General features: G+C 70.1%; 16 protein-coding genes and 1 pseudogene. 9 read left to right on the forward strand and 8 right to left on the reverse strand.

Annotation, left to right across the window (positions count from 1 at the left end):
• Positions 1 to 194 precede the first annotated feature (194 nt).
• Positions 195 to 1,277, forward strand: coding sequence for a LacI family DNA-binding transcriptional regulator (locus tag BG482_RS17085; RefSeq protein ID WP_069769901.1), 1,083 nt, complete (start codon positions 195 to 197; stop codon positions 1,275 to 1,277).
• Positions 1,278 to 1,501: 224 nt separating this feature from the next.
• Here the strand turns inward: BG482_RS17085 and BG482_RS17090 are convergent, their stop codons facing one another.
• Positions 1,502 to 1,789: a DUF4190 domain-containing protein gene (locus BG482_RS17090; protein ID WP_069769902.1), complete on the reverse strand. Its 288-nt coding sequence runs from the start codon at positions 1,787 to 1,789 to the stop codon at positions 1,502 to 1,504.
• A 207-nt stretch (positions 1,790 to 1,996) separates the two neighbouring features.
• Here BG482_RS17090 and BG482_RS17095 point away from each other — a divergent pair.
• Positions 1,997 to 2,275 (forward strand): annotated as a pseudogene (locus tag BG482_RS17095) (TerD family protein); the annotation flags it as partial.
• A gap of 75 nt (positions 2,276 to 2,350) precedes the next feature.
• Positions 2,351 to 2,893, forward strand: coding sequence for a hypothetical protein (locus BG482_RS17100; protein WP_069769904.1), 543 nt, complete (start codon positions 2,351 to 2,353; stop codon positions 2,891 to 2,893).
• Between the two features lie 123 nt (positions 2,894 to 3,016).
• Here BG482_RS17100 and BG482_RS17105 read toward each other — a convergent pair whose 3' ends face one another.
• Positions 3,017 to 3,994, reverse strand: a complete 978-nt coding sequence (locus BG482_RS17105; RefSeq protein ID WP_069769905.1) for a helix-turn-helix domain-containing protein — start codon at positions 3,992 to 3,994, stop codon at positions 3,017 to 3,019.
• Between the two features lie 154 nt (positions 3,995 to 4,148).
• Between BG482_RS17105 and BG482_RS17110 the strand changes: the two genes are divergently transcribed.
• Positions 4,149 to 5,195, forward strand: a complete 1,047-nt coding sequence (locus tag BG482_RS17110) for a trans-acting enoyl reductase family protein (protein WP_069769906.1) — start codon at positions 4,149 to 4,151, stop codon at positions 5,193 to 5,195.
• 156 nt (positions 5,196 to 5,351) lie between these two features.
• Here BG482_RS17110 and BG482_RS17115 read toward each other — a convergent pair whose 3' ends face one another.
• The 5 genes from BG482_RS17115 to BG482_RS17135 all read right to left on the reverse strand — a co-directional run bounded on the left by BG482_RS17115 (position 5,352) and on the right by BG482_RS17135 (position 10,191).
• Positions 5,352 to 6,674 carry a hypothetical protein gene (locus BG482_RS17115; protein WP_069769907.1) on the reverse strand — a complete coding sequence of 441 codons (1,323 nt, stop codon included), beginning with the start codon at positions 6,672 to 6,674 and terminating at the stop codon, positions 5,352 to 5,354.
• Positions 6,671 to 7,432, reverse strand: a complete 762-nt coding sequence (locus BG482_RS17120) for a gamma-glutamyl-gamma-aminobutyrate hydrolase family protein (protein WP_069769908.1) — start codon at positions 7,430 to 7,432, stop codon at positions 6,671 to 6,673. The genes BG482_RS17115 and BG482_RS17120 overlap by 4 nt, the downstream gene beginning before the upstream one ends.
• A gap of 88 nt (positions 7,433 to 7,520) precedes the next feature.
• Positions 7,521 to 8,297 (reverse strand): amino acid ABC transporter ATP-binding protein, encoded by a 777-nt coding sequence (locus BG482_RS17125; RefSeq protein ID WP_079141861.1) that lies wholly within the window; start codon positions 8,295 to 8,297, stop codon positions 7,521 to 7,523.
• Complete coding sequence (locus BG482_RS17130) at positions 8,294 to 9,277, reverse strand: amino acid ABC transporter permease (protein WP_069769909.1); 984 nt, start codon at positions 9,275 to 9,277, stop codon at positions 8,294 to 8,296. The genes BG482_RS17125 and BG482_RS17130 overlap by 4 nt, the downstream gene beginning before the upstream one ends.
• Positions 9,274 to 10,191, reverse strand: coding sequence for an ABC transporter substrate-binding protein (locus BG482_RS17135; RefSeq protein WP_069769910.1), 918 nt, complete (start codon positions 10,189 to 10,191; stop codon positions 9,274 to 9,276). The genes BG482_RS17130 and BG482_RS17135 overlap by 4 nt, the downstream gene beginning before the upstream one ends.
• Positions 10,192 to 10,300: 109 nt before the next feature.
• Here BG482_RS17135 and BG482_RS17140 point away from each other — a divergent pair, with 109 nt between their 5' ends.
• Both BG482_RS17140 and BG482_RS17145 read left to right on the forward strand, forming a co-directional pair.
• Positions 10,301 to 11,890 carry a CdaR family transcriptional regulator gene (locus BG482_RS17140; protein WP_069769911.1) on the forward strand — a complete coding sequence of 530 codons (1,590 nt, stop codon included), beginning with the start codon at positions 10,301 to 10,303 and terminating at the stop codon, positions 11,888 to 11,890.
• Between the two features lie 267 nt (positions 11,891 to 12,157).
• A complete protein-coding gene (locus BG482_RS17145; protein ID WP_141746629.1) occupies positions 12,158 to 12,574 on the forward strand; it encodes a hypothetical protein in 417 nt (138 codons plus the stop codon).
• Positions 12,575 to 13,065: 491 nt separating this feature from the next.
• Here BG482_RS17145 and BG482_RS17150 read toward each other — a convergent pair whose 3' ends face one another.
• Positions 13,066 to 14,916, reverse strand: coding sequence for a DUF262 domain-containing protein (locus tag BG482_RS17150; RefSeq protein WP_069769913.1), 1,851 nt, complete (start codon positions 14,914 to 14,916; stop codon positions 13,066 to 13,068).
• 260 nt (positions 14,917 to 15,176) lie between these two features.
• Here BG482_RS17150 and BG482_RS17155 point away from each other — a divergent pair, with 260 nt between their 5' ends.
• The 3 genes from BG482_RS17155 (at position 15,177) to BG482_RS17165 (ending at position 24,994) form a co-directional block, all read left to right on the forward strand.
• Positions 15,177 to 16,379 (forward strand): serine/threonine-protein kinase, encoded by a 1,203-nt coding sequence (locus BG482_RS17155; RefSeq protein WP_069769914.1) that lies wholly within the window; start codon positions 15,177 to 15,179, stop codon positions 16,377 to 16,379.
• A 129-nt stretch (positions 16,380 to 16,508) separates the two neighbouring features.
• The gene (locus BG482_RS17160) at positions 16,509 to 19,493 is read left to right on the forward strand and encodes an SNF2-related protein (protein ID WP_069769915.1); all 2,985 of its coding nucleotides are present in this window, start codon (positions 16,509 to 16,511) and stop codon (positions 19,491 to 19,493) included.
• Positions 19,490 to 24,994 carry a hypothetical protein gene (locus BG482_RS17165; protein ID WP_069769916.1) on the forward strand — a complete coding sequence of 1,835 codons (5,505 nt, stop codon included), beginning with the start codon at positions 19,490 to 19,492 and terminating at the stop codon, positions 24,992 to 24,994. Before BG482_RS17160 ends, BG482_RS17165 begins: the two co-directional genes overlap by 4 nt.
• Positions 24,995 to 25,000: the final 6 nt, after the last annotated feature.

Raw genomic sequence — 25,000 nt, forward strand, 5'->3', positions numbered from 1 at the left:
TCCCACACCCCGCCCGTCCTCCACCCGTCCCACCGCCTCCCGCCCCCCACCCGCCCGGTCCGCCTCCGTCCTCCACCCCCGCTCCCGCCCGCGACCGGCCTATTCTGTGGGTCCGCGGGCAGGGCAGGCCCGTCGGATCCGCGGTCGAGACCCGACTCGCCCGCGGCCACTCCCGGCCGAAGGAAGCACCCACCATGACCCGAGGCGCCGCCGACGGCCCGGCGACCAAGGGGCGCAGCCGCCGCAACTTCGCGGGCGCCCGCCCGGTGATGGACGACGTCGCGAAACTGGCCGGGGTCTCCAAGCAGACGGTCTCCCGGGTGCTCAACGACCACCCGGCCGTCCGCGCCGAGACCCGCGAGGCCGTCCGGACGGCCATGCGCACGCTGGGCTACCGCCCCAGCAGCAGCGCGCGCTCGCTGGCCAGCGGCCGCACCCGCATGCTCGGCGTGATCTCCTTCGACGCGTCCCGCTACGGTCCGGCCTCCACCCTGACCGCGATCAACACGGCGGCACAGGAGGCGGGCTACCTGGTGAGCTCGATCGCCCTGGACACCGCGGACCGGGACACGGTGGTGCGGGCCGCGGACCGGCTGTCGGCGGAGGGCGCGGACGGCGTGATCGCGATCGCCCCGCAGCTCAGGTTGGCCCGCGCGCTCGCCGAGGCCCGTCTGGACACCCCGCTGGTCGTCATGGACAACGACCTCGGGGACGGCACCCCCATGGTCACCTCCGACGCCCGCACCGGCGCCCGCAAGGCGACGCGGCACCTCCTCTCCCTCGGCCATCCGACGGTCCGGCACCTCGCGGGGCCGACGGGCTGGACGTCGGCCGACCGCAGGGCGGAGAGCTGGCGCGACACCCTCAGAGCGGCCGGAGCGGAGATCCACGCCCCCCTCGTCGGCGACTGGAGCGCCGACTCCGGATACGACCTGGGCCGCAGACTGGCCAAGGACCGGACCCTCACCGCGATCTTCGTGTCCAACGACCAGATGGCCCTCGGCCTGCTGCGCGCCCTCCACGAGGCAGGACGCCGGGTCCCCGAGGACGTCAGCGTCGTCGGCTACGACGACATCCCGGAAGCCGCGCACTTCCTGCCCCCGCTGACCACGATCCGCACGGACTTCACGGACATCGGCACCATCGCGCTGCGCATCCTGCTCGACCGCATGGACACCCCGCCGCAGCCCGCCGAACCCCCTGCGGCACCCGTCCCCGCCCTGACCCTCGTCCCCGTCGAACTGAAGATCCGCCACAGCACCACCACAAGGGGCTGAGGATCCCGCCTCCGCCGCACGAACACGGCAGTGGGCCCGACTCCCGGCCGGACCCACCGCCGCACACCCACCCACCCGTACATCCACGCACCCGTACAGCCGCACACTCATACGCCCAGGCACTCATCCGCCCACGGACCTGCGCGCCCATGCCCCACATGGCCGCGAAGCCGTAGCCGTAGCCGTAGCCGAAGGCGAAGTCGTAGCTGAAGGCCTGAGGCGCGTCAGCCGCCCACGTACCAGCTGAACCCGCCGTTGCTGGCGGCGACGGCGAGCAGCACGAGCCAGAGCACCACGTCGACGACGCCGAGGACGATGCCCGCCCTCGCCATTCCGGCCCCGGTCCTGACGGACGCCTGACGCCGGGCCACGGCGCCGAAGACGATGGCCAAGGGACCGAGGACGATGTTCAGGAGGAACAGTCCGACGATGCCGCAGCACAGGCTGGCGATCGCGAGGCCGTTGGTGCGTGATCCGGAGGACGCGGCGGAAGAGCTGCCGTAACTCGTCATTGCATACTCCCGGTTGTCGGTTGCACGGACCGAACGGGTCACGCGCTCCTTACTTTCGACTTGGTTGTCCGAGTGCCCCTTCGAGACGCCGGCATGTCGACGGATCGTCAGATACGCGGCCGACTTCCGCGCTGCCGTGGCCGGCGCGTTGTTCCCGGACGCACCCCCGGGCTCGTCATCAGGCACTACCGTCTCTCGTCATGCCGCGAAACCCTCGTCGAAGGAGAGACCGGCGGACCGCGGGGGACACTGGAACGACTCCGCCCGGAGCCGGCGGACCTGCTCCCCCAGCAGAACGACACCCGCATCACCGGCTTCCGCCTGTCCCTGTTCAAGAGCATGGGAAGCAGCCGCGGAAACGCCGAGTCCGGCTTCATCCGCAGTGTCGACGACGCGGTGCACCGCTTCCACAGCACGGTGGTGGTCCACCTGGACCGGCTGACGCCCCGACAGGCGCCGGCGAAGGAAAGCACCGGAACCCCCTGACAACCTCCGACGGCGCCTGACAACCTGTGTCCCCACGGACGGCGTCAGCCGTGAGGCATCAGGGGGGAATCGGCGTTGTGGGAGCAGGTGCCGGCTCTGCTCGGCGTGGTGGTCGGAGCGGCGAGTTCATACGTGGCGACGAACATCGCGGAGCGGAACCGGTGGCGACGAGGCCGGGCCGAGCGATGGGACGTGAAGCGGCTGGACGCGTACGCGTCCTACGCCAACGTCCTCAAGCAGCAGTTGAGCATCGCGCAGCGCATGGGCGCCGCACGGGGCTTTCCGTACGCGGCGGACCCGCTGGACCCCGAAGCGGGCATGACACAGCTCGCGGAGAACGAGGTGCGGCGAGCGGCCGAGTGGGAGTCCGTACTCCTGATCGGAGACGCCGAGACGATCGGCGCGGCCCGTGCGTGGCACGAGGCGGTGTGGAACGTCGAGCTGTACGCGCGCGGCCTGAAGGACGATCACACGGGATGGACCAGAGCCGTGCGACAGGTGAGCCGAGCGCGCGACGCCTTCTACGCCCTGGCCCGACGCGATCTGGACATCGCGGGGCCGCCCCCGCCGTCGGGCAACTGGCCCCGGGCCTGGCAACAGGAGGACGAGCCCATCTGACGGAGGCCGCCCGGACCGGCCCGCGACCCCACCGCGGCAGCCCCGCAGCCGGGCCGGATGCGCGCGTCGAACCTCAGGCGGCCCGGGGCGGGTGGGTGCCGTCGTCGAACCGGTCGAGCACCGTCAGCGTTGACGTTGCGGGCCGTCTTCCGAATCGGTGCGGGGCCTTGAGCGGAAGGTCCGGCGGTAGGTGTCCGGAGGCACGCCGACCGTGCGGTTGAAGTGCCGACGCAGCGTCGTGGCGGTGCCCATGCCGGTGGCTGCCGCGACGGCGTCGATGACGTCGTCGGTGGTCTCCAGCAGTTCCTGGGCGCGGCGGATCCGTTGTGTCAGCAGCCACTGCAGCGGGGTGGTGCCGGTGACCGCCCCGAAGTGGCGGCCGAGATTGCGCGAGCTCATCCGAGCCTGGCGTGCCAGGTCCTCCACGGTCAGCGGCTGGTCGAGACGTTCGATCGCCCAGGGGAACAACGCGGCGAGCGGGTGGTCGTCCCGAGTGGGCACCGGGGCGGCGACGAACTGCGCCTGGCCGCCCGCTCGGTGAGGCGGCACGACCAGGCGCCGGGCGACGACGTTGGCGACGGCCGAGCCGTGGTCGAGACGGACGAGGTGCAGGCACAGGTCCATCGCGGCGGCCTTGCCGGCTGACGTGAGCACACTGCCGTTGTCCACGTAGAGCACGTCCGGATCGACCTCCACTCGCGGGTAGCGGGCGGCCAGGGCCCCCGTGTGCGCCCAGTGCGTGGTCGCGCGCCTGCCGTCCAGCAGACCCGCGGCGGCCAGCACGAACGCCCCCGTGCACAGGGAGGCCACGCGCGCACCCGCCTCATGGGCCGCACGCACCGCTCCGACGAGATCGGCGGGCGGATCCTCGTCGGTGTCCGCCCAGCCGGGGACGATCACGGTGTCGGCATGCCGGAGGCGGTCGAGCCCCTGGTCGGGCTCCAGCCCGAACCGGCCGAACTGCACGGCGCCCGACCCGCAGACTTCGACGTCGTACCAGGGGACGGCCACGCCGGCCGGAGCGGCGCCGAACACCTCGTACGCCATGGACAGTTCGAAGTGCAGCATGCCCTCGGTGACGGCCAGTGCGACAGTACCCATGTCCGAAACTGTACGGGGTACGTCGTTCCGGACACTCGCGGTCACGCGCCTGCCCCGCCAGGATGTTCGCAGCGGATCAAGCACATCGAGCACATCAAGCACATCAAGCACGTCGAACACATCAAGCGGATCATTCGAACGCGGGGGAGAAGCCATGGGATCGGGACAGACGGTGACGGTGTTCGGCGCGTACGGACACACCGGGCGCTTCGTAGTGGCACAGCTGAGGGAGACCGGGTTCGTCCCGGTGCTCTCCGGACGGGACGCCGACAAGCTGCGGGCGCTGGCGGCGTCCGACCCAGGACTCGAGGTCCGTCCGGCGTCGATCGACGACCCCGCCTCGCTCGACCGTGCCCTGGACGGTGTCGACGCGGTGATCAACTGCGCCGGGCCCTTCGCGATGACCGCCGCTCCCGTGATCGAGGCGGCACTGCGCGCCGGCCTCCCGTACGTCGATGTGGCGGCCGAGATCGAGGCCAACCTCGACACGTTCACACACTTCGCGGACCGTGCCCACGCGGCAGGGGTGGTGATCGTCCCCGCGATGGCCTTCTACGGAGGCCTCGGCGATCTGCTGGCCACCGCCGCGATGGGGGACTGGACGGCGGCCGACGAAGCGGACATCGCATACGGGCTGAGCAGTTGGCACCCCACCCCGGGGACCCGCACCGCGGGTGCGGTCTCCGGCGAGCGCCGAGGCGGCCGGCGTGTCCGTTACACGGACGGGCGGTTGGAGTACCACGACGACAAGCCGACTCTCCTGAAGTGGCCGTTCCCCGAGCCGATGGGCACCAGGGAGGTCATCGGGGAGTTCACGATGGCCGACGTGGTCACGATCCCCAGCCACCTCTCCATCCGCGAGGTGCGCACCCACATGACGACCGAAGCGGCCAGAGACCTCTCGGCCCCGGACACACCGGCGCCGGCCCCGGCTGACGAGAACGGGCGCTCCGATCAGACCTTCCTCGTCGACGCCGTCGTGCGTTCCGGTGGCACCGAACGGCACGCCGTGGCGAGCGGCCGGGACATCTACGCCGTCAGCGCACCCCTCGCGGTGGAGGCGGTCCACCGCATCCTCACCGGCCGCACCCGCACGATCGGGGTCGCCTCCGCGGGGGAAGCGTTCGACGCGCCCGACTTCCTCCGCGCGCTGTCCCCCCACATCTCCTTCGAACTGCGCCCGCAGCAGCCGGTCTCCTGACCGTCGGAGCGGGCCCCGCGTCCTACGCCGCGGTGGTGGTGTCGGCGGGGACGTCGCCGGACACCCGCTCTCCCCGCTGTGGTGGCGGGCTCCGCGGGAGCGAACGGCCCTTCTCGTTGTTCCGGGTGTTGTTCCGGTTGTCGTTCCGGGCGGGTGTCAGTGGCCGGTTCGCGCGAGGACGTCGGCGAGGGTCTCGGCCTGTCGGAGGGGCCTGAAGCGGACGTGGCCGTCGGGATCGACGCGTACTCCGTGGACGGCGGGGTCGGGCAGGCTGTTGTAGTGGAAGGGGGTGGAGGAGTAGTACGCGCCGGTGTCCAGGAGAGCGACGATGTCGCCCGGGGCTAGCAGGGGCAGCGGGCGGGCCTCGGCGAGCAGGTCGCCGGCGAAGCAGCAGGGGCCCGCGATGTCCTGGGGCACGGGTTCGCCCCGCTTCAGGATCCCGTCGGGGCCGTGTGCGGTGAGGCGCAGGGGCCAGGCAGTCGGCATGAACACGGTCCGGGTGGCGACCTGGGCGCCGGCGTGGGTGATCGCGATCGGGCGTCCACCGGAGACCTTGGTGTATTCCACGCAGGCGGCGGTGAAGCCGTTCTTGGCCAGCAGGGATCGTCCGAACTCGGTGACGATCCGGTATTCGCCGGTGAACAGGGCCGGGGCATGGGTCCGCAGAGCGGTGACGTAGTCGTCGAAGCCGGGGGTCGTCTCGTCGTCGGCGAAGTTGACGGGGAGTCCGCCGCCGATGTCGATGCCGATCACCTGGCGTCGGCCACAGGTCGAGTTGACCTCGTCGGCGAAGGCCACGGCCTTCGCGATGCCCTGGGCGATCAGTTCGAGCGGGCAGCCCTGCGATCCGACGTGCGCGTGGACCCAGGTCAGCCACGGCCGGTCACGATAGGCGGCAAGGAGCCGCTGCCGATTGCCGTCGTCCTCCAGAGCGATGCCGAATTTCGAGGTCGCGGTGGCCGTGCTCATCTCCGCGATTCCACCGCCACCGACCTGGGGATTGAGGCGGACGCCGAGCCGGGAGGCGGGGGCGGACTCGGAGGTGGCTGCGGGGGCCTCCGCGAGGATCTCGTCGATGCGGGCGAGTTCCTGGAAATTGTCCGCGTTGACCGCGACGCCCAGTTCAAGGGCCTGGCGAAGGTCGGAGCGGGTCTTCGCGGGGGAGTCGTAGACGATCTGTTCCGGCGCGAAGCCGGCGGCCAGCGCCTGCGCGAGCTCTCCCGGACTGGCCACCTCGCAGCCCATGCCGAGGCTGCGCAACTCCGCCAGCACCGGCACCAGACAGTTCGCCTTCGCCGCGAAGGTGTGCAGGACGTTCACCGACTCCGGAAACGCCCTGTGCAGCGCCGCGACACTCGCCGCGACGCCGTCGAGGTCGACGAAGGCGGCCAGGGCCGCGCTGTCGGGGTCGACGAGACGATCCCGCACGGCCGCACGCAGGATGCGTTCGCGTCGCTCGCCTGCTGGGGAGTTCGTCATGCGGAAACGGTCCTTTCCTGGTCGCGATCAGCCGCGTAGCGGGCAGACCACGAGATGAAATCCTCGAAGAGCCGGCGGTGGGCAGGTCGGCTGGTCAGCTCCTCCGGGTGGTACTGGACGCCGATGATCCACCGGTCGGGGTCGGCCGACTCGACGGCTTCCACGACGCCGTCCTCGGCCCTGCCGACCACTCGTAGGGCCGGTGCGGGCCTGGCGACGGCTTGATGGTGCAGGCTGTTGACCCGGAGCAGTCGTGCTCCGGACAGTCCGGCGAGGCGGGAGCCGTCTTCGAGCCGGAGTTCATGCGCTTCCGCGTCCAGAGGAAGGCCCGGCAGGTGGGAGACGTCGCCCGGCTCCAGGTGCTGGATCAGGCTGCCGCCCAGGGCGACGTTGAGGATCTGGCAGCCGCGGCAGATGCCGAGTACGGGCATTCCCAGGCGGACCGCGCGGTGAATGGCGGCGATCTCCAGTGCGTCGAGGTCCGCGTCGATGACCGTCTCGGGCCGCGGGTCCTCCCCGAATCGGCCGGGGTGAGGGTCGGGCGCACCGATTCCGCCGGGCAGCAGCAGGCCGTCGACGCGTTCCATCACGTACCGGACGGCGGCGACGTCGATTCCGGGCACGACGACGAGGGGTACGGCGCCCGCATCGGTCAGCACCCGTACGTAGCTCTCCGTCAGTCTCAGGACGGACGGACGTTCGGGCAGGTCCCGGCCGACCGTCACCGCGATCAAGGGCCGATGGACATTGTCAGACACAGAGTTCTTGCCTCTCGTCGGGGCGTCGGGGCGTCGGGGCGTCGGGGCGTCGGGGCGTCGGGTCGTCGGGGCGGCACGCATGATCGATCTACAGGACGCTGTCCAGGAATGCTTTCGTGCGCTCGTGCCGCGGATCGTCGATGACACGGGACGGCGCGCCGGACTCGACGACGATGCCGTCGTCCATGAAGACCACCTGGTCCGCCACCTCGCGGGCGAAGCCGATCTCATGGGTGACGACGATCATCGTCATTCCGCTCCTCGCGAGGTCGCGCATCACGCTCAGCACGTCACCGACGAGTTCGGGGTCCAGCGCGGAGGTCGGCTCGTCGAACAGCATCAGCTTCGGTTCCATGGCAAGCGCGCGTGCGATGGCGACCCTTTGCTGCTGACCTCCTGACAGATGGGCCGGATAGGCGCCGGCGTGGTCGGTGAGGCCGACCCGCCGCAGCAGTTCCATGCCGCGCGACCGGGCGTCCGCGCGGCTGTGGTGGGCCACTCCGATCGGGGCCTCGGTGATGTTCCCCAGGGCCGTGAGGTGCGGGAACAGGTTGAACCGCTGGAAGACCATGCCGATGCCGCGGCGCTGAGCCGCGATCTGCTTGGGCTTCAGCTCCCTGGCACGCCCCGTGCGGGAGGAGTGTTCCTCGTAGCCCATCAACTCGCCGTCGACATGGATACGGCCGCCGTCGACCTTCTCCAGGTGGTTGATGCAGCGCAGGAAGGTCGACTTGCCCGAGCCCGACGGCCCGAGCAGACACCTCACCTCCCCGCGCCGGACTTCGAGGTCGATGCCCTTGAGCACCTGGTGCGCGCCGAAGTGTTTGCGTACGTTCCTGGCCTCGACCAACGGGCTCGGGGTCATGAGTCCGCCTCCGTCCTGGCGTTCCGGGGATGGGTGTGGGCGGCCTGTGCGACGCGGGTCCGGAGCCGCGTGGCCGTGTGCCGGGCCTGCTGCCAAGGCGTGGTGGGCAGGCCGCGGCCCGCACCGCGGCCGTAACGGCGTTCGAGGTAGTACTGAGGTACGGACAGCACCGAGGTGAGGACCAGGTACCAGGCGCTCGCGACGATCAGCAGCTCGACCTGGCTGAGGTTCTGCGCGGAGATCCAGCTCGCTCGCGTGTAGAGCTCCGGCACCGCGATCAGCTGGAGCAGGGCGGTGTTCTTGAGCATCGAGATCGTCTCGTTGCCCATCGGCGGGATGATCACCCGCATCGCCTGGGGCACGATGACGCGCCGCAGCGTGTATGCCGGTGACATGCCCAGCGAGTGGGCTGCTTCGACCTGGCCGTGGTCGACGGAGAGCAGACCCGCGCGGACGATCTCGGAGGCGTAGGCGGCTTCGTTCATCCCGAGCGCCAACAGGCCGGCGACGAACGGGGTCACGATCGTATTGGTGTTCGCGGAGAAGAAGTGGATCGAGGTGAACGGGACACCGAGGCTGATTCTTTCGTACAGCAGGCCGAGGTAGCCCCAGAAGACGATCTGGACGAGCAGCGGGGTACCCCGGAAGAACCATGTGTAGCCCCAGGAGACCACGCGCAGCACCGGGTTCGCGGAGAGCCGCATCACGGCGAGCGCGACGGCGAGGGCAGTCGCCAGCAGCATCGAGCAGGCGGTGAGGCCCACCGTGAGCAGGACGCCTTGGAGGATCCGCCCGTCGAAGAGGAAGTCGGCGACGGTGGCGTGGTCGATGTTCCGGTTGCTCCACAGGGAGAGCACCCACCCCGCGCACAGGGCGCCCAGAGCGGCTGCGGCGATCCAACGCCCCGGGTGGCTCCGGGGCTCCGCGACCACGTCGTCCGCCCCGGCGGTGGACTTCTTGATCATGTCCGTGGCGGTCATCCGGCGTTGATCTCCGCAGCCGTGACGCCGTACGCCGACAGGCCGTACTTCGTCAGGATCCTGCCGTACGTGCCGTCCTTGATGACCGAGGTCAGCGCCGCCTGGAGGGCCAGGACGAGATCGTGGTCCTTGCGGAGAACTCCGATGCCGGTGAAGACCGGCGTGTAGCCGGTGGGGTGGGCCGCGTCGTGGACGACCTCGAACTGTCTGCCGTCGCCGGCCGTCCGTGCGGTGTACTCGGCGACCGCGGCGTCGAGGACGTCGGCGGTGCCCTTGCCCGCGCGGACGGCGACCAGGGAGTCACCCTCGGTGGGCAGTTCGACCACGGTGATCGGCTTCTTGCCGGTGGCCTCGCAGCTCGGGGCCTGCGCCCTCATGAGGTCGGCCTGCGTGGTGGCCTTGGCGACCGTGACGGACCTGCCACAGAGGTCCAGCACGCCGCGGATCTTCTCGGGGTTGCCCTTCCTGACGACGATGTCCATGCCGGCGTGGAAGTAGTCGACGAAGTACAGGCTCCTCCGCCGTGCCGGGGTGTCGTTCATCCCGTACATGATGATCTGGTGCTTGCCGGACTGGAGCGACGGGATGATGCTGTCGAACGCCTGGTTGGCGAAGGTGAAGGGGACGCCGAGCTTGGCTCCGAGCGCCTGCCCCAGGTCGTAGTCGAATCCGGTGAACTTCTGCTGCAAGTCGAGCATTTCCATGGGCGCGTAGACGCCGCTGGCCACGTTGATCCCGCTCTTGAAGCGTGCGGGCAGCAGCTTCGCGACCGCCGCGTCGGCGGCGACCGGCACGGCGACCGCCTTGCCTCCGTCCGTCGCTGAGCCGTCGGCCGCGCCCCCGCCGCCACAGGCGGTGAGGAGCACGGCCATGGTCGTCGCGGCAACGGCAGCGACGAGACGAGTTCGGGCCATGTGCGTCTCCATTCGGTCGGTCGGACGTGTGGTCCGGTGCGGGGTATTGCGGCGATTCTGTATTCCGCCCGCACCAGGGGTCCTGGTCCGAACGGTCTAGGATCTGGCCATGTCGTTGTCCGATCGGCCAAGCAGCAGGACCTTCACCGTCCGTCACCTCGTCGACGGCATCGGAGCGCCGATCCTCAACGCGCTGACCGCGCAGGGCGCGCTGGAACAGCCGGTGCGGGGCACCGTTCTCCACGACCCCGCCGACCCGCTGCCCCCCGGACGTGACCAGGTACTGCTGATGCCGGGGCTGCTGGCTGATCAGCCCGCGGCAGCCGAACTCGCACGGGAAGCGGCCCGCCTCGGGTACAGCGCCATGGTCGTCAAGCTGAGGGGGGCGAAAGGCGCCGGGCTGGTCACCGAGGCGGAGGGGAGCGGCCTCCCCCTGCTGGCGGCGGCGGACGAGGTCTCCTGGCGCCACCTCGACGCGTTGCTGCTGTCCGTCCTGGGGTCGCAAGGCGTCGGCGGCGGGTCGGCGGCGGACAGCGGCGACGGCCTTTTCGCGCTGGCGAACGCAGTCAGCGCCGTCATCGGCGGGTCCGTGGCGATCGAGGACCTGGACCGACGGGTGATGGCCTACTCGTCATCTCCCGATCAGCGCATCGACTCCCTGCGTCGCGAAGGAATTCTCAGCCGCCGAGTCCCGGAGATCGACCACAACCTGGAGCGCTATCGCGTCCTGCTCGGCTCCGAAGGCGTGGTCCGCTTCCCCGAGGCCCTCGGCGCCCTGCCACGAGCAGCCATCACCATCAGGGCCGGCACCCAGCCTCTCGGCACGATCTGGGCGATCGAAAGCCCCGACGGCATCGGCGCCGACGGAGAACGAGCTCTGATCGACTGCGCACGACTGGCCGCACTGCACATCCTCCGCGATCGCAACGCGAGCGAACTCGAACTCCAAAAGCGCGAGAGCGCGCTCCTGGGCGCGTTGGAGGGCCTGTGGCCCACCCACGAGACCAGCTTCCGTCTGTCCATCCCGCCAGGAGCCGAACTCGGCCTTCTCGGATTCGCGGCCTCCGCCGACGCCAGGGGTCTCCTCGCCCTGACAGCCCACCTGGGGCACGCCCTGACCCGCTACGTCGTGCCCGTCCGCCCCGACGCGAGCATCGCCACGACATCCCGCGCCGTCTACGTCCTGCTGCCCGGCGGCGGCTCCGCGGCCGCGACCCGCCTCGCCAAAGGCGCGCTCACCTCGATCCGCGGCTCGTTCGGCGACTTCGTACGCGCGGCGATCGCCCCCGCCGACACGGATCCGGCACGTCTGCCCGCGATGCGCCGCGAGACGGACGACATTCTCCGGGTGACCGTCGCCCACCCGGACGCACCGCCCGTCGCCACCCTCGACGACGTGCGCGCACGGCTCCTGCTGGCCCGCGTCGGCGACGAACTCGGCCACGAACCACGCCTGAGACACCCCGGTGTCGCCGCGATGGTCGCTCATGACACCGAGAACGGAACGGACTTCGTCGCCTCGCTCCTCGCCTGGTTGGAAGCGGTGGGCAACGTCGCCGAGGCCGCAGCGCGCCTGGGCGTGCACACGAACACCCTCCGCTACCGCCTGCGACGCACGGCCGAACTCTTCGGCCTGCCCCTGGAACAGCCCGACGACCGACTCGCGGTATGGCTCCAACTGCGCCTCCTCCAGCGCTGAGCCGACCACCGAAAGCCATGGGGCTGGTGCCCGCGGCAGGATCGCAAGCCGGACACCCTCCGCCCGGTCGACCGGGTCAGCCATCGTGTGCGGGCTGCCGCTGACGGGAGGGGGGATGCGGTCGCTGCGGCGCGGTCAGTCGGTGGGTGTCGCCAGTCGGCCGATCGCTCCCGCAGGCCTGCGGTGGCGGTGACGGTGGCGATAAGGCCGCAGCCGGCGAACTGCTGGTCGGGGTACCCCTGGACGCGGGCCGGCGACTCGACGAACATGCGCGGGTCGAAACCGTCGTCGTTCTGTATGCCTGGCCGGCTCCATCGGGCGACCGCGGGTGAATCCGGCCTTGAAGAGGCCGTCGACACCGACGAGGTCGCGGACCACGGCCCGGCCGCCCAGAGCGAAGTCTTCCCCGGCGGCGACGTCGGCGGAGTGCAGGACCAGGCCCAACTGAGAGTGCACGGGCGGGTGGCTGAGAAGCCGAGAAACTCGGCGAAGAGTCCCACCCTGTTCTGGATGCCGCCGGCCGGGTCGGTGACGTTCAGTCGAGTGTGTGCGTGCTTCCGGGTTCTGCTGGGCCAGTTCCACGGCGAAGCCTGCGGCTTCGCCGGCGCCGATGATGCGCCCGGCGGCTGCGGGCATCTCGGTGGTGGCCGCTTGACCGGGGCGAAAGGCCGACGTCGTCAATGACCCGGTTGACGACATAGAGGATTTCCTCCGCCCGGTGCCGCAAAATCACATGACGAAGCCCTGCTGGATCGGGTCTTCACGGCCAAGTGGGCCGTGTGCGTTTCGGCATGGACAAGAACGCCCCGGACGTGCATTTCCCCTGGCCAGGGCCCAAGCGTCCGGTGCCCTTGCCAGGATGCGAACCTGCACACACGGCTCCGGAGGCCGTTTCGGGTCCATGAATAACAGCTGTTCATGGCCTCACGGAGGCTCGATTATGCCTATCCGGTCCACAGATGGTCCACGGCCCGTCGACGTCTTGTATGAAGGCTGCTGTACCTTCTGCGGCGCAGCAGTTACGGTCTGGGTGACCGTGGAGACTGTGGTGGCGTTGGGCTTCTTCTTCGTTTCGCCGGTCAGGGCGTCAGCTCACGTTCCGCTGAACAGCGGAGGTTAGTAGCGGCTATTGCGCGTGGCAGGATGATCAACCCGCCACGTGCTCATCGCCACCTTCACTTGTCGCCGCGGTCGGCAGAAACCGGAGCGGCGAGTAGGCCATCAGCGTGCGGCCAAATGTTCAAAGACAGTGAGCCAAGGTAGGAGCCACGTGCGTGGATCCGGTGCTCGTCCCAGGTGGCAGCCCAGTCGCTGAAGTCGGTGTTCGGTGGTGCGCTGAGCAGGGTGCCGTGGGTGAGACGCAGCAGGCTGTGCTTGCTGAGCCATTGCCGCTTGTCTTCCCAGGCCATGTTTCCCAAGGTGGGGTTCAGGCGGGCAGTGACCAGGGTCAGGTTGCCGAGGGTGTGGACCAGTTCGTCGCGGTCGGAGCCTTCGGATGGATCGTTTTCGAGGGGCGGCCAGTTGTCGCGCCAGCTCTGCGGCATGACGTGTTCGATGGTCAACTTCGCGCCCGCCTGCTCGCCGAGCGGGACGACGAGCTGTTCGGTGTGGTCGGTGCGGAGTTCGTCCTCCAGCGCTTCCAGGAGGATGCGTACGCCGCGGCGGTACAGGCGGGTGTAGATGGGGTCCTGTTCCAACGAAGCGCGGAACTCATGGTCGCTCGGCCAATGACGGTGGGCTCCCTGCATTGCCGAGAGGGCCTTGATGACGGCCTCGTCCGCGCGGTCGGGCTGCCGGGCTGCAGCGGCGACCAGGTCACGGAAAACGTTGTTGTGGTCGCGGTTGCTGAGATTGAGCAGCGCCCGGCGAACGAGGTAGCTGTCGATGGCGCGGATCGCCCGTCGACGGCGCTCCGGGGGCAGCACGGACTCGTCCAGGCCGTACAGGAGAAGAAGCAGGGGCATCGGAGTGGAGGTCTGAAGGACTTTCATCCGGTAGAGGAACCGGCCCTCGACGCCGTGCTGCGGGTAATCGTCGATCAGGTCGTAGATCTCGGCGTATCGCGCCAGTTCGGCGAAGACCTCCTCCGTAGGGACGGCAGCCGAGAGCAGCCAGCGCTCGAACTCCTTGAACAGGGCGGAGGCGGTGAACTCCCGCTGTGTTCGCATCGTGAGCCAGTACGTCAGGAACACGTCGAGGCGGCTTCGCGTGATGCGGCCAGTCGTCTGTTCCGTGCGCCATTCGTCCTGGTCGAAGGGAGCCCAGTACGTTTTGTAGAGCCGGTCGATGTCCGCGCCGGCGCGTTCCGCGTCACGGAACAGTAGGTTCTTGATCAGATCCGCGTGCTCCAGCGGTGTACCGCGGCTGTTCAGCGTCTCGAAGACGACCTGAGCGTCGTCGTGCTTTTCCAGATCGATGATGACCAGGCGCAACTGTTCCCGCAGGGTCTGCACCAGCGTCCCTAGCCGCTCCTCCGGTTCGGCGGCTTCTGCCAGCCAAGCGTCGATCTCCTGCTTGAAGTAGGTGATGGCTTCGGCGAACCGTCCTGCCCCGCCCTGACCGCGCATGACGGTGCGGAACTCGTCCCGGTCCGCGTTGGTCGGCCACACCTTGTAGAGGTGATCGGGGTGCTGGACGCGGTCGAACAGGTCCTCGTCGTTCTCCAGGAACTTGCTCAGCAGCCGCACGGACCGCTCATGGTTGAGAGCCGCTGCGGACAGGCGGGCCGCGAACAGGAACAACTGCAGAGTTGTGAGACGCTGCTGGCCGTCAATGACCTGCCGCGTCTCCAGACTTGACGAAAGGTACGGCGTCTCGTCGAAGACAACGGCGCCGAGAAAGTGCGGAGCCACCGTATCGCCGGTCAGGGCCGCCTGCTCTGCCCGCTCGACGGTGCGGCGAATGTCCTCCCACAGAGCTGACCAGTTGTCGTCCCGGTTCCACACGTACGGCCTCTGGAACAGCGGCACCGTGTAACGGATGTCCCTGCCGAAGATCCGACGCAGGTCGACTGTGTCTGCTCTCATGGATCGAGATCCCCTCTTCGCTCTGCGGTTAACACCGTAGCGATCACCACTACAGTCGGCTGGCCTGATCCAGGAAATTCGTTGGCAAGACAGCAGAGGGCACAAGCGGACAACGGCGTTCCGCCGAGTCCCCTGTCGGGGGGGGGCTTGGTCACGTAAGCAGCGCAGGGAAACCCCAGGCCTTGCATACACTGATTCCGGTCCAGCTCGGCTCTCGTCCGCAGCGGCGCGTACAGGCCACAAGAGGGAGGCACAGCATTGTGGAACCACTGAGGGACGAGGACCCGAAGGAGATCGGGGGCTTCGCCCTCGTCTGCCGGATCGGGGCCGGCGGCATGGGGCAGGTTTTCCTCGGTGAGTCCGCGGCCGGCCACCAGGCCGCCGTGAAGGTCATCAAGCCTTCCGTCCTCGACGAGGACACCCGCGCGCGTTTCCTGTCCGAAGTGGACAGCCTGCGCACGGTGTACGGGCCGTTCGTCGCGGCCTTCGTGGGAGCCGATGCGGACGCTGATCAGCCTTGGCTCGCCGTGGAGTACGTCCCCGGACCGGATCTGCGCACCTTCGTCACCGAGCACGGCCCCCTCCCGCTCGCCGAGACCGCCAGCCTCGGAGCGCTGCTGGCGGAGGGCCTCGGCACCGTGCACGACGCGGGGCTGCTCCACCGTGACCTCAAGCCGCAGAACATCCTGCTGTCCCGGTACGGCCCCAAGGTGATCGACTTCGGTCTCGCCGTGCTCGCCGAGCGCCGCACCACCCTGACGGCGACCGGCTTCGTCGTCGGCAGCGTGCTGTGCATGCCGCCGGAGCAGGCCCGGGGCGAGCACCAGCTGGACCGGTCCGCCGACGTCTACGCGCTGGGCGCGGTGCTGCTGTTCGCCGCGACCGGACACTACCCGTACGAGGGACCCACCTGGCAGGCCGTTGCTCTGAAGATCGAGGACCCGGCGACTCCTCCCGACCTGACGGACTTGCCACCGGAGCTCGGGCCCCTGGTCACAGACATGCTCGCGCCGGACCCCGGCGCCCGGCCCGCTCTGCCCGAGGTCATCAAGCGCCTCGTACGGGCCATCCACGACCAGGGCTTGACCGCTCTCCAGGCCAAGTACCGCCTCACCGACCTCACGCCCGAGATCGTCGTGCCACAGCTCCCCGCGCCGGCCCCCGGGCCCGCACCGGGGGCCGACGCCCCCACCTACACGCCCACCGCCGTCGACCCGGCGGCGGTGGAGGACGACGAGCAGGCGGTCACGGCGGTACCGGCCGGGGCGGGGCAGCCCGCCGACATCGACGACGAACCCGGCGGGGAATCCGGGAGCGCTGGCCCCTCCGTCCCCGGGGAGACCGTCCTCGGGCAGGACGGGAGCTCGTCCCGAAGCCGTGGGAGCACTGGCGTCCGACTCTCGACCCCCCTCCAGATCGCTGAGCGGATCCGCGCAGGGTACGCGCGGGAGGCGCGCTTCTGAGCCGCGCCGGTTCGCGTCGCCGATGCCCGTACGAGCCCTTCCTCCACCGTGACAGACTTGCGGTCGCAGGACTGCTGGACAGCAGGACCACGGGATTGCAGTTGGAACGGGAAGGCGAAGGGGCCGCGGGTGACCGACCAGGGGGCGACGCAAGACGGGACTCGGTTCCCGCCGGGAGCGCAGATCCTTGTACGGGACGAGGAGTGGCTGGTCCGCAACACCATCACGACCGAGCGTGACGGTGAGCGGATCGAAGCGGTCGGCGTATCCGAGTTCGTGCGGGACGAGGAAGCCGTCTTCTTCAGCGGGATCGACACGGTCGAACTGCTCGACCCGGAGAAGACCCGACTGGTCCCCGACACCTCCTCGTACTTCCGGCGCAGCCGCCTGTTCCTCGAAGCCGTTCTGCGCAAGACGCCGTTGCCGCAGTCGGAGCGGGGGCTCGCCCTCGCGGACCGCTTCCTGCTGGACCCGCTGGTCTACCAGCAGCGTCCGGCCGAGCTCGCCCTGTCCATGCGCAACCTCCGACCCAGGGTCCTGATCGCCGACGTCGTGGGCCTCGGCAAGACGCTGGAGATCGGCCTGACCCTCGCGGAACTCATCCGCCGCGGACGGGGCGAGCGCATCCTGGTCGTGACCCCGCAGAGCATCCTGGAACAGTTCCAGCACGAACTGTGGACCCGTTTCTCGATCCCGCTCGTGCGGCTCGACTCGCTCGGCATCCAGCGCGTCCAGCGCGAGCTCCCGGCGGGCCGGAACCCGTTCACTCATTACAAGCGCGTGATCATCTCCGTGGACACGCTCAAGAACATCGGCCAGTACCGGCACCACCTGGAGCGCATCCGCTGGGACGCCGTCGTCATCGACGAGTCCCACAACCTGATCAACCCGGGCAGTCAGCGCCGCGCCCTCGCCGAGACTCTGGCCCCGCGTACCGACGCCCTGCTGCTCGCCAGCGCGACCCCGCACAACGGCGACAAGCGCTCCTTCGCCGACCTGATCTCCCTGCTCGACCCGGCCGCCATCGCCGACCGCGACCACTACGACCCCGAGGCGGACCTCGGACACCTCTACATCCGGCGTACCAAGATCAGCCCCGAGGTGCGCGACGAGATGGGCACCGAGTGGCCCGACCGAGGCCCGACCGTCTCCCTCCACTGTGCCGCCACCGAGGCGGAGGAGCGCATCTTCACCGAGCTGACCGAGCACTGGCTGCCCGCCCCGCCGGCGAGCACGGAGTTCGGCACGGCCGACGAGGACCGCACCTCGGTCGCCACCGAGCAGCTCTTCGCCTACCAGCTGCTGAAGACGTTCCTGTCCTCCCACGTCGCTCTCGGTGAGACGGTCGACAAGCGCGTCGCCTCACTCGCCGACCGCGTCCGCAAGGCCGGCGAGAAGGGGCTGCGGCCCGACCCGGCCATCGCCCCCGAGCAGGCGGCCCTGGCCCGGCTGCGGGAGATCATCACCGGGATGGGCGACGGCACCGCCCCCGGTGACTCAGCCAAACTCGACGCGCTCGTCGCGCAGTTGAAGGAGATCGGCGTCGGCCCCCGGTCCACCACCCGGGCGGTGGTCTTCTCCGAACGCGTCCGCACCCTCACCTGGCTCGCTCAGGTCGTCCCCGCCCGACTCGGCTTCACGGTCGCGGCCGACGGCACGGCCAAGGCCGTGGCCGTGATGCACGGCGGCCTCAGCGACGACGAACAGGGCGACGTCCTGGAGGCGTTCGGCCTCGCCGACACCCCGGTCCGGCTGCTGTTCACCGGCGACGTCGCCTCCGAGGGCGTCAACCTGCACCGCCAGTGCCACCACCTGATCCACTACGACATCCCGTGGTCGCTGATCCGCATCGAGCAGCGCAACGGCCGTATCGACCGGTACGGGCAGAAGTACGAGCCCCAGTTCAGCGCGCTGATCCTCACCTCGGCCGTCCCCGGCGCCAAGGACGACCGCACGGTCGCGGAGAAGCTGCTCCGCCGCGAGGAGGAGGCCCACAAACTGGACGGCACCGCAGAGGCCGTGTCCGGTTTCTACCGGGCCGAGGAGGAGGAACGCCGGCTCATCAGGGAACTGGTCAAAGGCGGCAGCGTCGAGGAATTCCTGGAGCCCGACCCGGACGCCGACAGCGCCCTCGCCGACCTGTTCGGCCAGGTGGACACCGTCACCGAGCAGGAACTGCCCGCACGCGCCGAGCAGATCTCCCTCTTCGAGGGGGACACGGCCGCCTTCGTCTCCACCGCTCTCGACGAGGTCTACGAGGAGCGCGCCGAGGATGTCGTCGGTCTGGCGTCCGGCGCGGACGCCAGGGGCGGCGCGTACTTCTCGCTGTCCCCGGCCATGGCCCCCGACCTGCTCCACCGCCTCAAGGCCCTGCCGCCGTCCTACCTGAAGGAGCAGCGGGTCGCCGAGCGGATGCTGGTCACCTTCGACCGCGCCCTCGCGCAGCGCAAGCTCACCGAGGCCAGGGACAGCAGCACCACCATGTGGCCGGAGGTCTCCTTCCTCACCGACATCCACCCGGTGGTGGAGTGGCTGACGGACAAGGTCCTCGTCGAGTTCGGCCGGCAGGAGGCCCCGGTCATCACCACCCCGCACGTCGACGGCCCGGTCTTCCTCGTCCAGGGCATCCACTCCAACGCCCTGGGCCGCCCCACCGTGGTGCGCTGGATGGCTGTGTCCGGCCTCGGCACCGAAGGTGCCGGAAACGGCACGCCCGAGGTGCGCCCCATGGCGGACGCGCTGCGCGACGCGAAGGTCGGCCCGAGGCTCGCCCGCACCGGCGGGCCGGCCGGCCTGGACCGTCTTCAGGCCCTCGTCCCGGCCGCCGTCGCCGCCGCCCGCGCCCACCTGGACGCCGGGCAGGCCGAGTGGGAGGAGACGATCAGCGAACCTCTCGCCACATACCGCGATCACGTCGCCCAGTGGCGTACCGACTCGCTGCTCCCCGGCCTCTCGGGCCGCCGCGAACGCCTCGTCGAGGAGACCGCCGACGAACTGGCCCGGCTGCTGGACCAGTTGCACACCACCGGCCGCCCCCTGCTGCGCGTCCTGGCCGTCCTCGACCGCCCCGGCACCCCGACCGCCCCCGAAGCCCAGGCGGAGAACCGAGCATGACGTACGACTCCCTCGTCAATCACGGCGACTACCTCTCGGCCCACTACCTCGCTGAGGTCCTCCCCAAGGATCTCAAGGCCAAGGACGGCCTCCTCACCCGCTGGGCCGCCTTCGAGGAGGAGGAACGCCGCCGTCACGCCGACGCCGTCGCCGAGGCGAAACGTCAGGGCCTCGACCCCGCCGCGGTCCCCCCGCGCGCCCGCACGCCACGCGAGACACTGCGCGCCCTGCACGGCCCCTACTTCGCCGGCCGCGCCGCCCTCGCCCAGGACGCGGAGGCCCTCGCCGAACCTGACGCGCCCGTTCCGGCGGGCTGGCGGAAACGGGTCACCGAACTGCATCTGGACACTCTGCGCGCCCTGGGCCACACCGCCGCCCACGAGCAGACCGTCACCGTCCACCGCGCCGACCACGCGTACAGCCTCCAGGTCGTCCACGCCGAACCCGGCCTGTACGCCGTCTCCTGCGGCTGGACCACCGAACCCGACGCCGCCCTCGACCCGGACGGCGCCGGCCGACTCCTGCACCCCGTGAAGCTGGAGGGGTCGCTGGAGATCGAGGACGCCAAGGCCCTCACCGACTTCCTCTTCGCCTGCGACACCCCGCCGCGCTACGTCCTCCTCCTCGTCGGCGGTGTCATAATCCTCGCCGACCGCCTCGCCTGGCCCGAGGGCCGCTACCTGGCCGCCGACCTCGACGCGGCCCTCAACCGCCGCGACGACCGCCACGGCGGCGAACTCGATACCCTGGCCGCCCTGTTCGGCGCCGACTCGCTGCGCGTGCCCGCCGGGGGCGGCACCGCGCCGCTCGCCGCCTTCGTCGACAACTCCGGCAAGCACGCCGTCGGCGTCTCCACCGAACTGCGCGAGGGCCTGCGCCTGAGCGTCGAGTGGATCGCCAACGAGGTCCTGGCGCGCCTGCGCGAACCAGAGAACGGCGTCGCCCCGGCCGACCTCGACGACCCGGCCCGCCTCGCCAAGGAACTGAGCCGTGAGTCCCTGCGCTACCTCTACCGCATCCTGTTCCTCCTCTACGCCGAGGCCAGCCCGGCGCTCGGCATCCTGCCCTCCGACTACCCCGAGTACGAGCAGGGCTACGGCCTCCAGCGCCTCGGCGACCTCGTCCTGCGTGACCTCGTCGGCGAGCGCTCCCGGCGCGGCTTCCACCTCTACGAGTCGCTGAACCTGCTCTTCGACAAGGTCGAGAACGGCCACCGCCGCTACGGCACGGAGCCGGAGGACCTGAAGGCCGAGGCCGCCGCCCGTGAGGCCGCCGAGGCGGAGCACGAGGCGGACCGGCTGCTCGCCGCCGGCTCCCTCACCCGCGCCGAGCACACCGAACGCGTCCGCGAGGCCGACCGCGTCCGCCGCGCCGCCGCCCGCAGCACCGGCGCGGGCCTGCGCTTCGAGGCCCTGCGCTCCGAACTGTTCACCAAGGACGCCGTCCGCCTGATCGGCGACGACCGCATCGAGAACCCGGCGTACCGGGGCGGCGAAGGGGAGAAGCGCCGCCCGTTCCTGGACACCCGGCTGCGCAACGAGACCCTGCACAAGGTGCTGCGCCGCCTGATGCTCACCCAGGGCCGGGGCAGGGAGCGCGGCGGCTTCATCTCGTACGCCCAGCTCGGCATCAACCAGCTCGGCGCGGTGTACGAGGGCCTGATGTCCTACACCGGTTCCATCGCCGAGAAGAAGCTGTACGAGGTCGCCAAGGGCGGCGACCCCTCCGGCGGCAGCTGGACGATCCCCGCGGACCGTGTCCAGGACTACGACGACAAGTTCTTCGTCCATCGGACGGATCCCGAGACCGGCCGCCTGGAGCGGGTCGTCCACGACGAGGGCACGTTCGTCTACCGCCTGGCCGGCCGCGACCGCCAGACCTCCGCCTCCTACTACACTCCGAAGTCCCTCACCGAGGTCACGGTCGAACTCGCCCTCAAGCACCGGCTCGACCAGCACGGCACCGTCACCGAGGCCCGCGAACTCCTCGACTGGAAGATCTGCGAACCCGCCCTCGGTTCGGGCGCGTTCCTCAACGAGGCCATCGACCAGGTGGCCGCCGAGTATCTGCGGCGGCGCGAACGCGAGCTGGGCCGCCGGGTGGACCCCGAGCTGCGGCAGATCGAGCTCCAGAAGGCCAAGGCGTACATCGCCCTGCACAACGCCTACGGGGTCGACCTGAACGCCACGGCGGTGGAACTCGCGGAGGTCTCCCTCTGGCTCAACTCCATGCACCCGGGCATGCGCGCTCCATGGTTCGGCCTGCACCTGCGGCGCGGCAACTCCCTCATCGGCGCGAGCCGGAAGGTCTACAAGGCCGATGATCTGACGGGCGGCGGCTGGCTGGCGAAGAAGTACACCCTCCCGCCGACCGACCTGCCCTTCCGTACGGGCCCACTGCCCGAGGGCGCCGTCCACCAGTTCCTGCTGCCCGCCATCGGCTGGGGCGCGGTCGCGGGCGAGCCGGAGGCGAAGCGACTCGCCGAGGACCAGGCCAGGGCGCTCGGCGCGTGGCGCAAGGGAGTCCAGAGGGCCCCGAAGGGACCGAAACCCTTCCAGGAACGCGGCGAGGAGACCCCCGAGGCACGGCAGAAGCGCTACGACCGGTGGCTCAAGGCCGCCGACAAGACCGAGCTGGGCCGGTTGCAGGGCGTGGCCCGGCGCGCCGAGTTCCTGTGGTCGCTCGTCGCGACCAGGCTGGAACTCTCCGAGCGGGCCGTCGCCCGCCGCGTCGACGTCTGGGGCGCGGACTGGCTGGAGCAGTCCTCGGAGGCGGAGGACAAACAAAAGGTCCTCGACGACCTGACCCGCCAGGGCACCCCCTACTGGCGGCTGAAGACCGTCATGGACGCGTGGTGCGCCCTGTGGTTCTGGCCGCTGGACAAGGTCGGTGCACTCGACGGGACCGACCCGGTGTACGGGACGGGCGGCGCGCTGGTCGACGAGGCGTCGGTACGGGGCCTGCTGCGCGGACCCCGAGCGGAGGAACCGGCAGCGCCGACCGGCCCGGCTCCAGGGGATCAGGTGTGGCGGGCGACCGGGCTGTTCGACGACCCGGACGGCGAGCAGGAGGAACTGGGCGCCGACACCGGGCCCGGGGGGACCGCGCCGGTCCGCAAGTCCGTCGCCCGGCCGCCGGAGCGCACGACCGTCCCGCTCCAGAGTCTCGGCGACTGGCTGGACTTCCTGGAGAGCGTCCTCGGCAAGGCCGACATTCCCGAGAACTCCCTGCTCTCGGGCATCGAGAACCTCAGTCCCGACGAGGCACTGGAGCTGCTGGCCGACGTCGAGGACCGCCTGGAGGGCTTCCTCGGCATGCGCCCGGCCCGGCTGCTGCCGTTCCGCTACCCGTGGCTGAACACGGTCGAGGACATCGCCGGCACGACGGAGAAGGACATAAAGGCCGAGGACGGCCACGGCTTCTTCCACTGGGAGCTGCACTTCGCCCACGTGTTCCGGGGGCCGGGGGGTGGGTTCGACCTTCAGGTGGGGAATCCGCCGTGGGTGCGGCCGAGATGGGAGGAGAACCCGGTCCTCGCCGAGCACGACCCGTGGTTCATGCTCACCGAGAAGCCGACCAAGGTGGAACGCACGCGGCGGCGCGACGAACTGCTGAAGCGGCCCCGCGCCCGCGCGTACCTGCTCGCCGAACTCGCCTCGACGAGCGGCATGGGCGAGATGCTGGGCTCAGGCCCGGTGTACCCCCTGCTCGCGGGAACCCAGCCGGACCTGTACCGGGCCTTCATGTGCCAGACCTGGCAGCACACGGCGAACAACGGCACCGTGGGCCTCGTCCACCCCGACTCCCACTTCAGCGGAGACAAGGAAGGGCGGCTGCGGGAGGCCGCGTACAGCAGGCTGCGGGTGCACGGCGACTTCGTGAACGCGGGCAACCGCTTCTTCCCGCCGCCCGTCGGCCGGTCCAGCCACTTCGGCGTCCACGTCTACGGTCAGGTGGGCGAGATCGGCTTCGACCACCTCTCCTGGCTCTTCTCCGTCGACGCCCTGCGCCTGTCGGCAGACGACGACGGCACGGCCCCCGACCCGGGGGTCCGCTACGGCGACAGCTGGGACGAACGCCCGCACCAGAAGCGGATCGTTCGGGTGGACGAGGACACGCTCGCCCGCTGGCAGAAGCTCACCGGCGACGAGACCCAGCCGGTACGCCAGGCCCGGCTGCTGTCACCGGTGAGCACGGCGGAGGCCCAGGCCATCGAGGCGCTGGCGGACTACTCGCTGCGGCTCGCCGAGTACGACCCACAGATCGCACGCGGTTACGACGAGAGCGGGGCCAAGGCGGCCGACCTCATCGACTACAACACCCCAGACGACTCGGGCGCGGTCCGACGACCCGCCGCCTGGTCCGAGGTGATCCTCAAGGGCCCACAGATCGGTCTGGCCAACCCCATGTTCAAGCAGCCGAGCCAGGGCGGCGGCGAGGTCCTGGGCCTCAACCCGTTGACGCTGGCCGACGACGCTGTGCCCGAGTCCGAGTACGTGTACGTCGCGAAGCCCGAGGTGTACCGGGCCGCGCAGGACATGTGGAGCGACGGGAGGACTCTGGAGCAGCTCAAGGCGTCCGAGCGTGAGGTGACGCGGGCGCGGGGGGCTGCGGCGAGGCGGTTCGGGGTGGAGCCGGCTGAGGTTACCGAGGAACAGGTGGAGGGGGAGCTGGTACGGCGGCTGCGGAGGCCGTATACGGAGTTCTATCGGGTGGCGTGGCGGCGTCAGATCGCGCCGGATACGGAGCGGGCGCTGTATGCGGCCCTTGTGCCTCCGGGGCCAAGCCACATTCACATGGTCCACAGCCTTTCCGCTGGCAGCGACAGAAGGACGGTCCTTGTGGGGGCCTTCTGGACTTCGCTCCCGGTCGACTACTTCCTGCGCACGACCGGCCGAGGCGACTTGCAAGTACGTGGTGCGCGTGCGCTGCCTGCACCGTCAGAGAGCCATCCGCTCGCTTCAGCGCTGCTCTTGCGCGCCCTCCGCCTCAACTGCCTCACAAGCGCGTACGCAGACCTTTGGGAGGAGCTCTACGACCTCACCTGGCCTGCCTACGAACCGTGGGCACGCGACTGGCCCGACCTCCAGCCGCTGCACACCGTTGGCCCGGCATGGAATCGGGACACCCCACTCCGAACCGAACGAGCGCGGCGTGCGGCCCTGGTGGAGATCGACGCGCTGGTCGCCGTCTGGCTAGGCGTGAGCGCTGACGCGCTCGTGGCCATGTACAAGTCCCGGTTCCCGATCATGCAGGACTTCGACGCCGTGACGTGGTTCGACGCCAACGAGCGCAAGATCGCGGGGAACCGCTACACATACGGCTTCGGTCAGACCAAGGACCACTACGACCACCTCCTCGCCTACCAGAAGAAAGAGCGCCCCGAGCCCCCCGAGGGCTACACCGCCCCCTTCTACAAGGCCAACCGCGAGAAGGAGATGCGCGAGGCGCACGCCCAATTCACCGCGAGACTCAAGGCGGCTGTCGACAAGGGCAAGTGAACGACA

Source organism: Streptomyces sp. LUP30, from assembly GCF_001746365.1.
In the GTDB taxonomy this organism is placed as follows: Bacteria; Actinomycetota; Actinomycetes; order Streptomycetales; family Streptomycetaceae; genus Streptomyces.

What these genes read in the sequence shown, in the direction of transcription:
- BG482_RS17145 (WP_141746629.1), top strand. Translation starts at nt 12,158, where the DNA reads ATGCGCGGGTCGAAACCGTCGTCGTTCTGTATGCCTGGCCGGCTCCAT.
- BG482_RS17150 (WP_069769913.1), bottom strand. Translation starts at nt 14,916, where the DNA reads ATGAGAGCAGACACAGTCGACCTGCGTCGGATCTTCGGCAGGGACATC.
- BG482_RS17130 (WP_069769909.1), bottom strand. Translation starts at nt 9,277, where the DNA reads ATGACCGCCACGGACATGATCAAGAAGTCCACCGCCGGGGCGGACGAC.
- BG482_RS17140 (WP_069769911.1), top strand. Translation starts at nt 10,301, where the DNA reads ATGTCGTTGTCCGATCGGCCAAGCAGCAGGACCTTCACCGTCCGTCAC.
- BG482_RS17115 (WP_069769907.1), bottom strand. Translation starts at nt 6,674, where the DNA reads ATGACGAACTCCCCAGCAGGCGAGCGACGCGAACGCATCCTGCGTGCG.
- BG482_RS17125 (WP_079141861.1), bottom strand. Translation starts at nt 8,297, where the DNA reads ATGACCCCGAGCCCGTTGGTCGAGGCCAGGAACGTACGCAAACACTTC.
- BG482_RS17085 (WP_069769901.1), top strand. Translation starts at nt 195, where the DNA reads ATGACCCGAGGCGCCGCCGACGGCCCGGCGACCAAGGGGCGCAGCCGC.
- BG482_RS17135 (WP_069769910.1), bottom strand. Translation starts at nt 10,191, where the DNA reads ATGGCCCGAACTCGTCTCGTCGCTGCCGTTGCCGCGACGACCATGGCC.
- BG482_RS17165 (WP_069769916.1), top strand. Translation starts at nt 19,490, where the DNA reads ATGACGTACGACTCCCTCGTCAATCACGGCGACTACCTCTCGGCCCAC.
- BG482_RS17105 (WP_069769905.1), bottom strand. Translation starts at nt 3,994, where the DNA reads ATGGGTACTGTCGCACTGGCCGTCACCGAGGGCATGCTGCACTTCGAA.
- BG482_RS17110 (WP_069769906.1), top strand. Translation starts at nt 4,149, where the DNA reads ATGGGATCGGGACAGACGGTGACGGTGTTCGGCGCGTACGGACACACC.
- BG482_RS17090 (WP_069769902.1), bottom strand. Translation starts at nt 1,789, where the DNA reads ATGACGAGTTACGGCAGCTCTTCCGCCGCGTCCTCCGGATCACGCACC.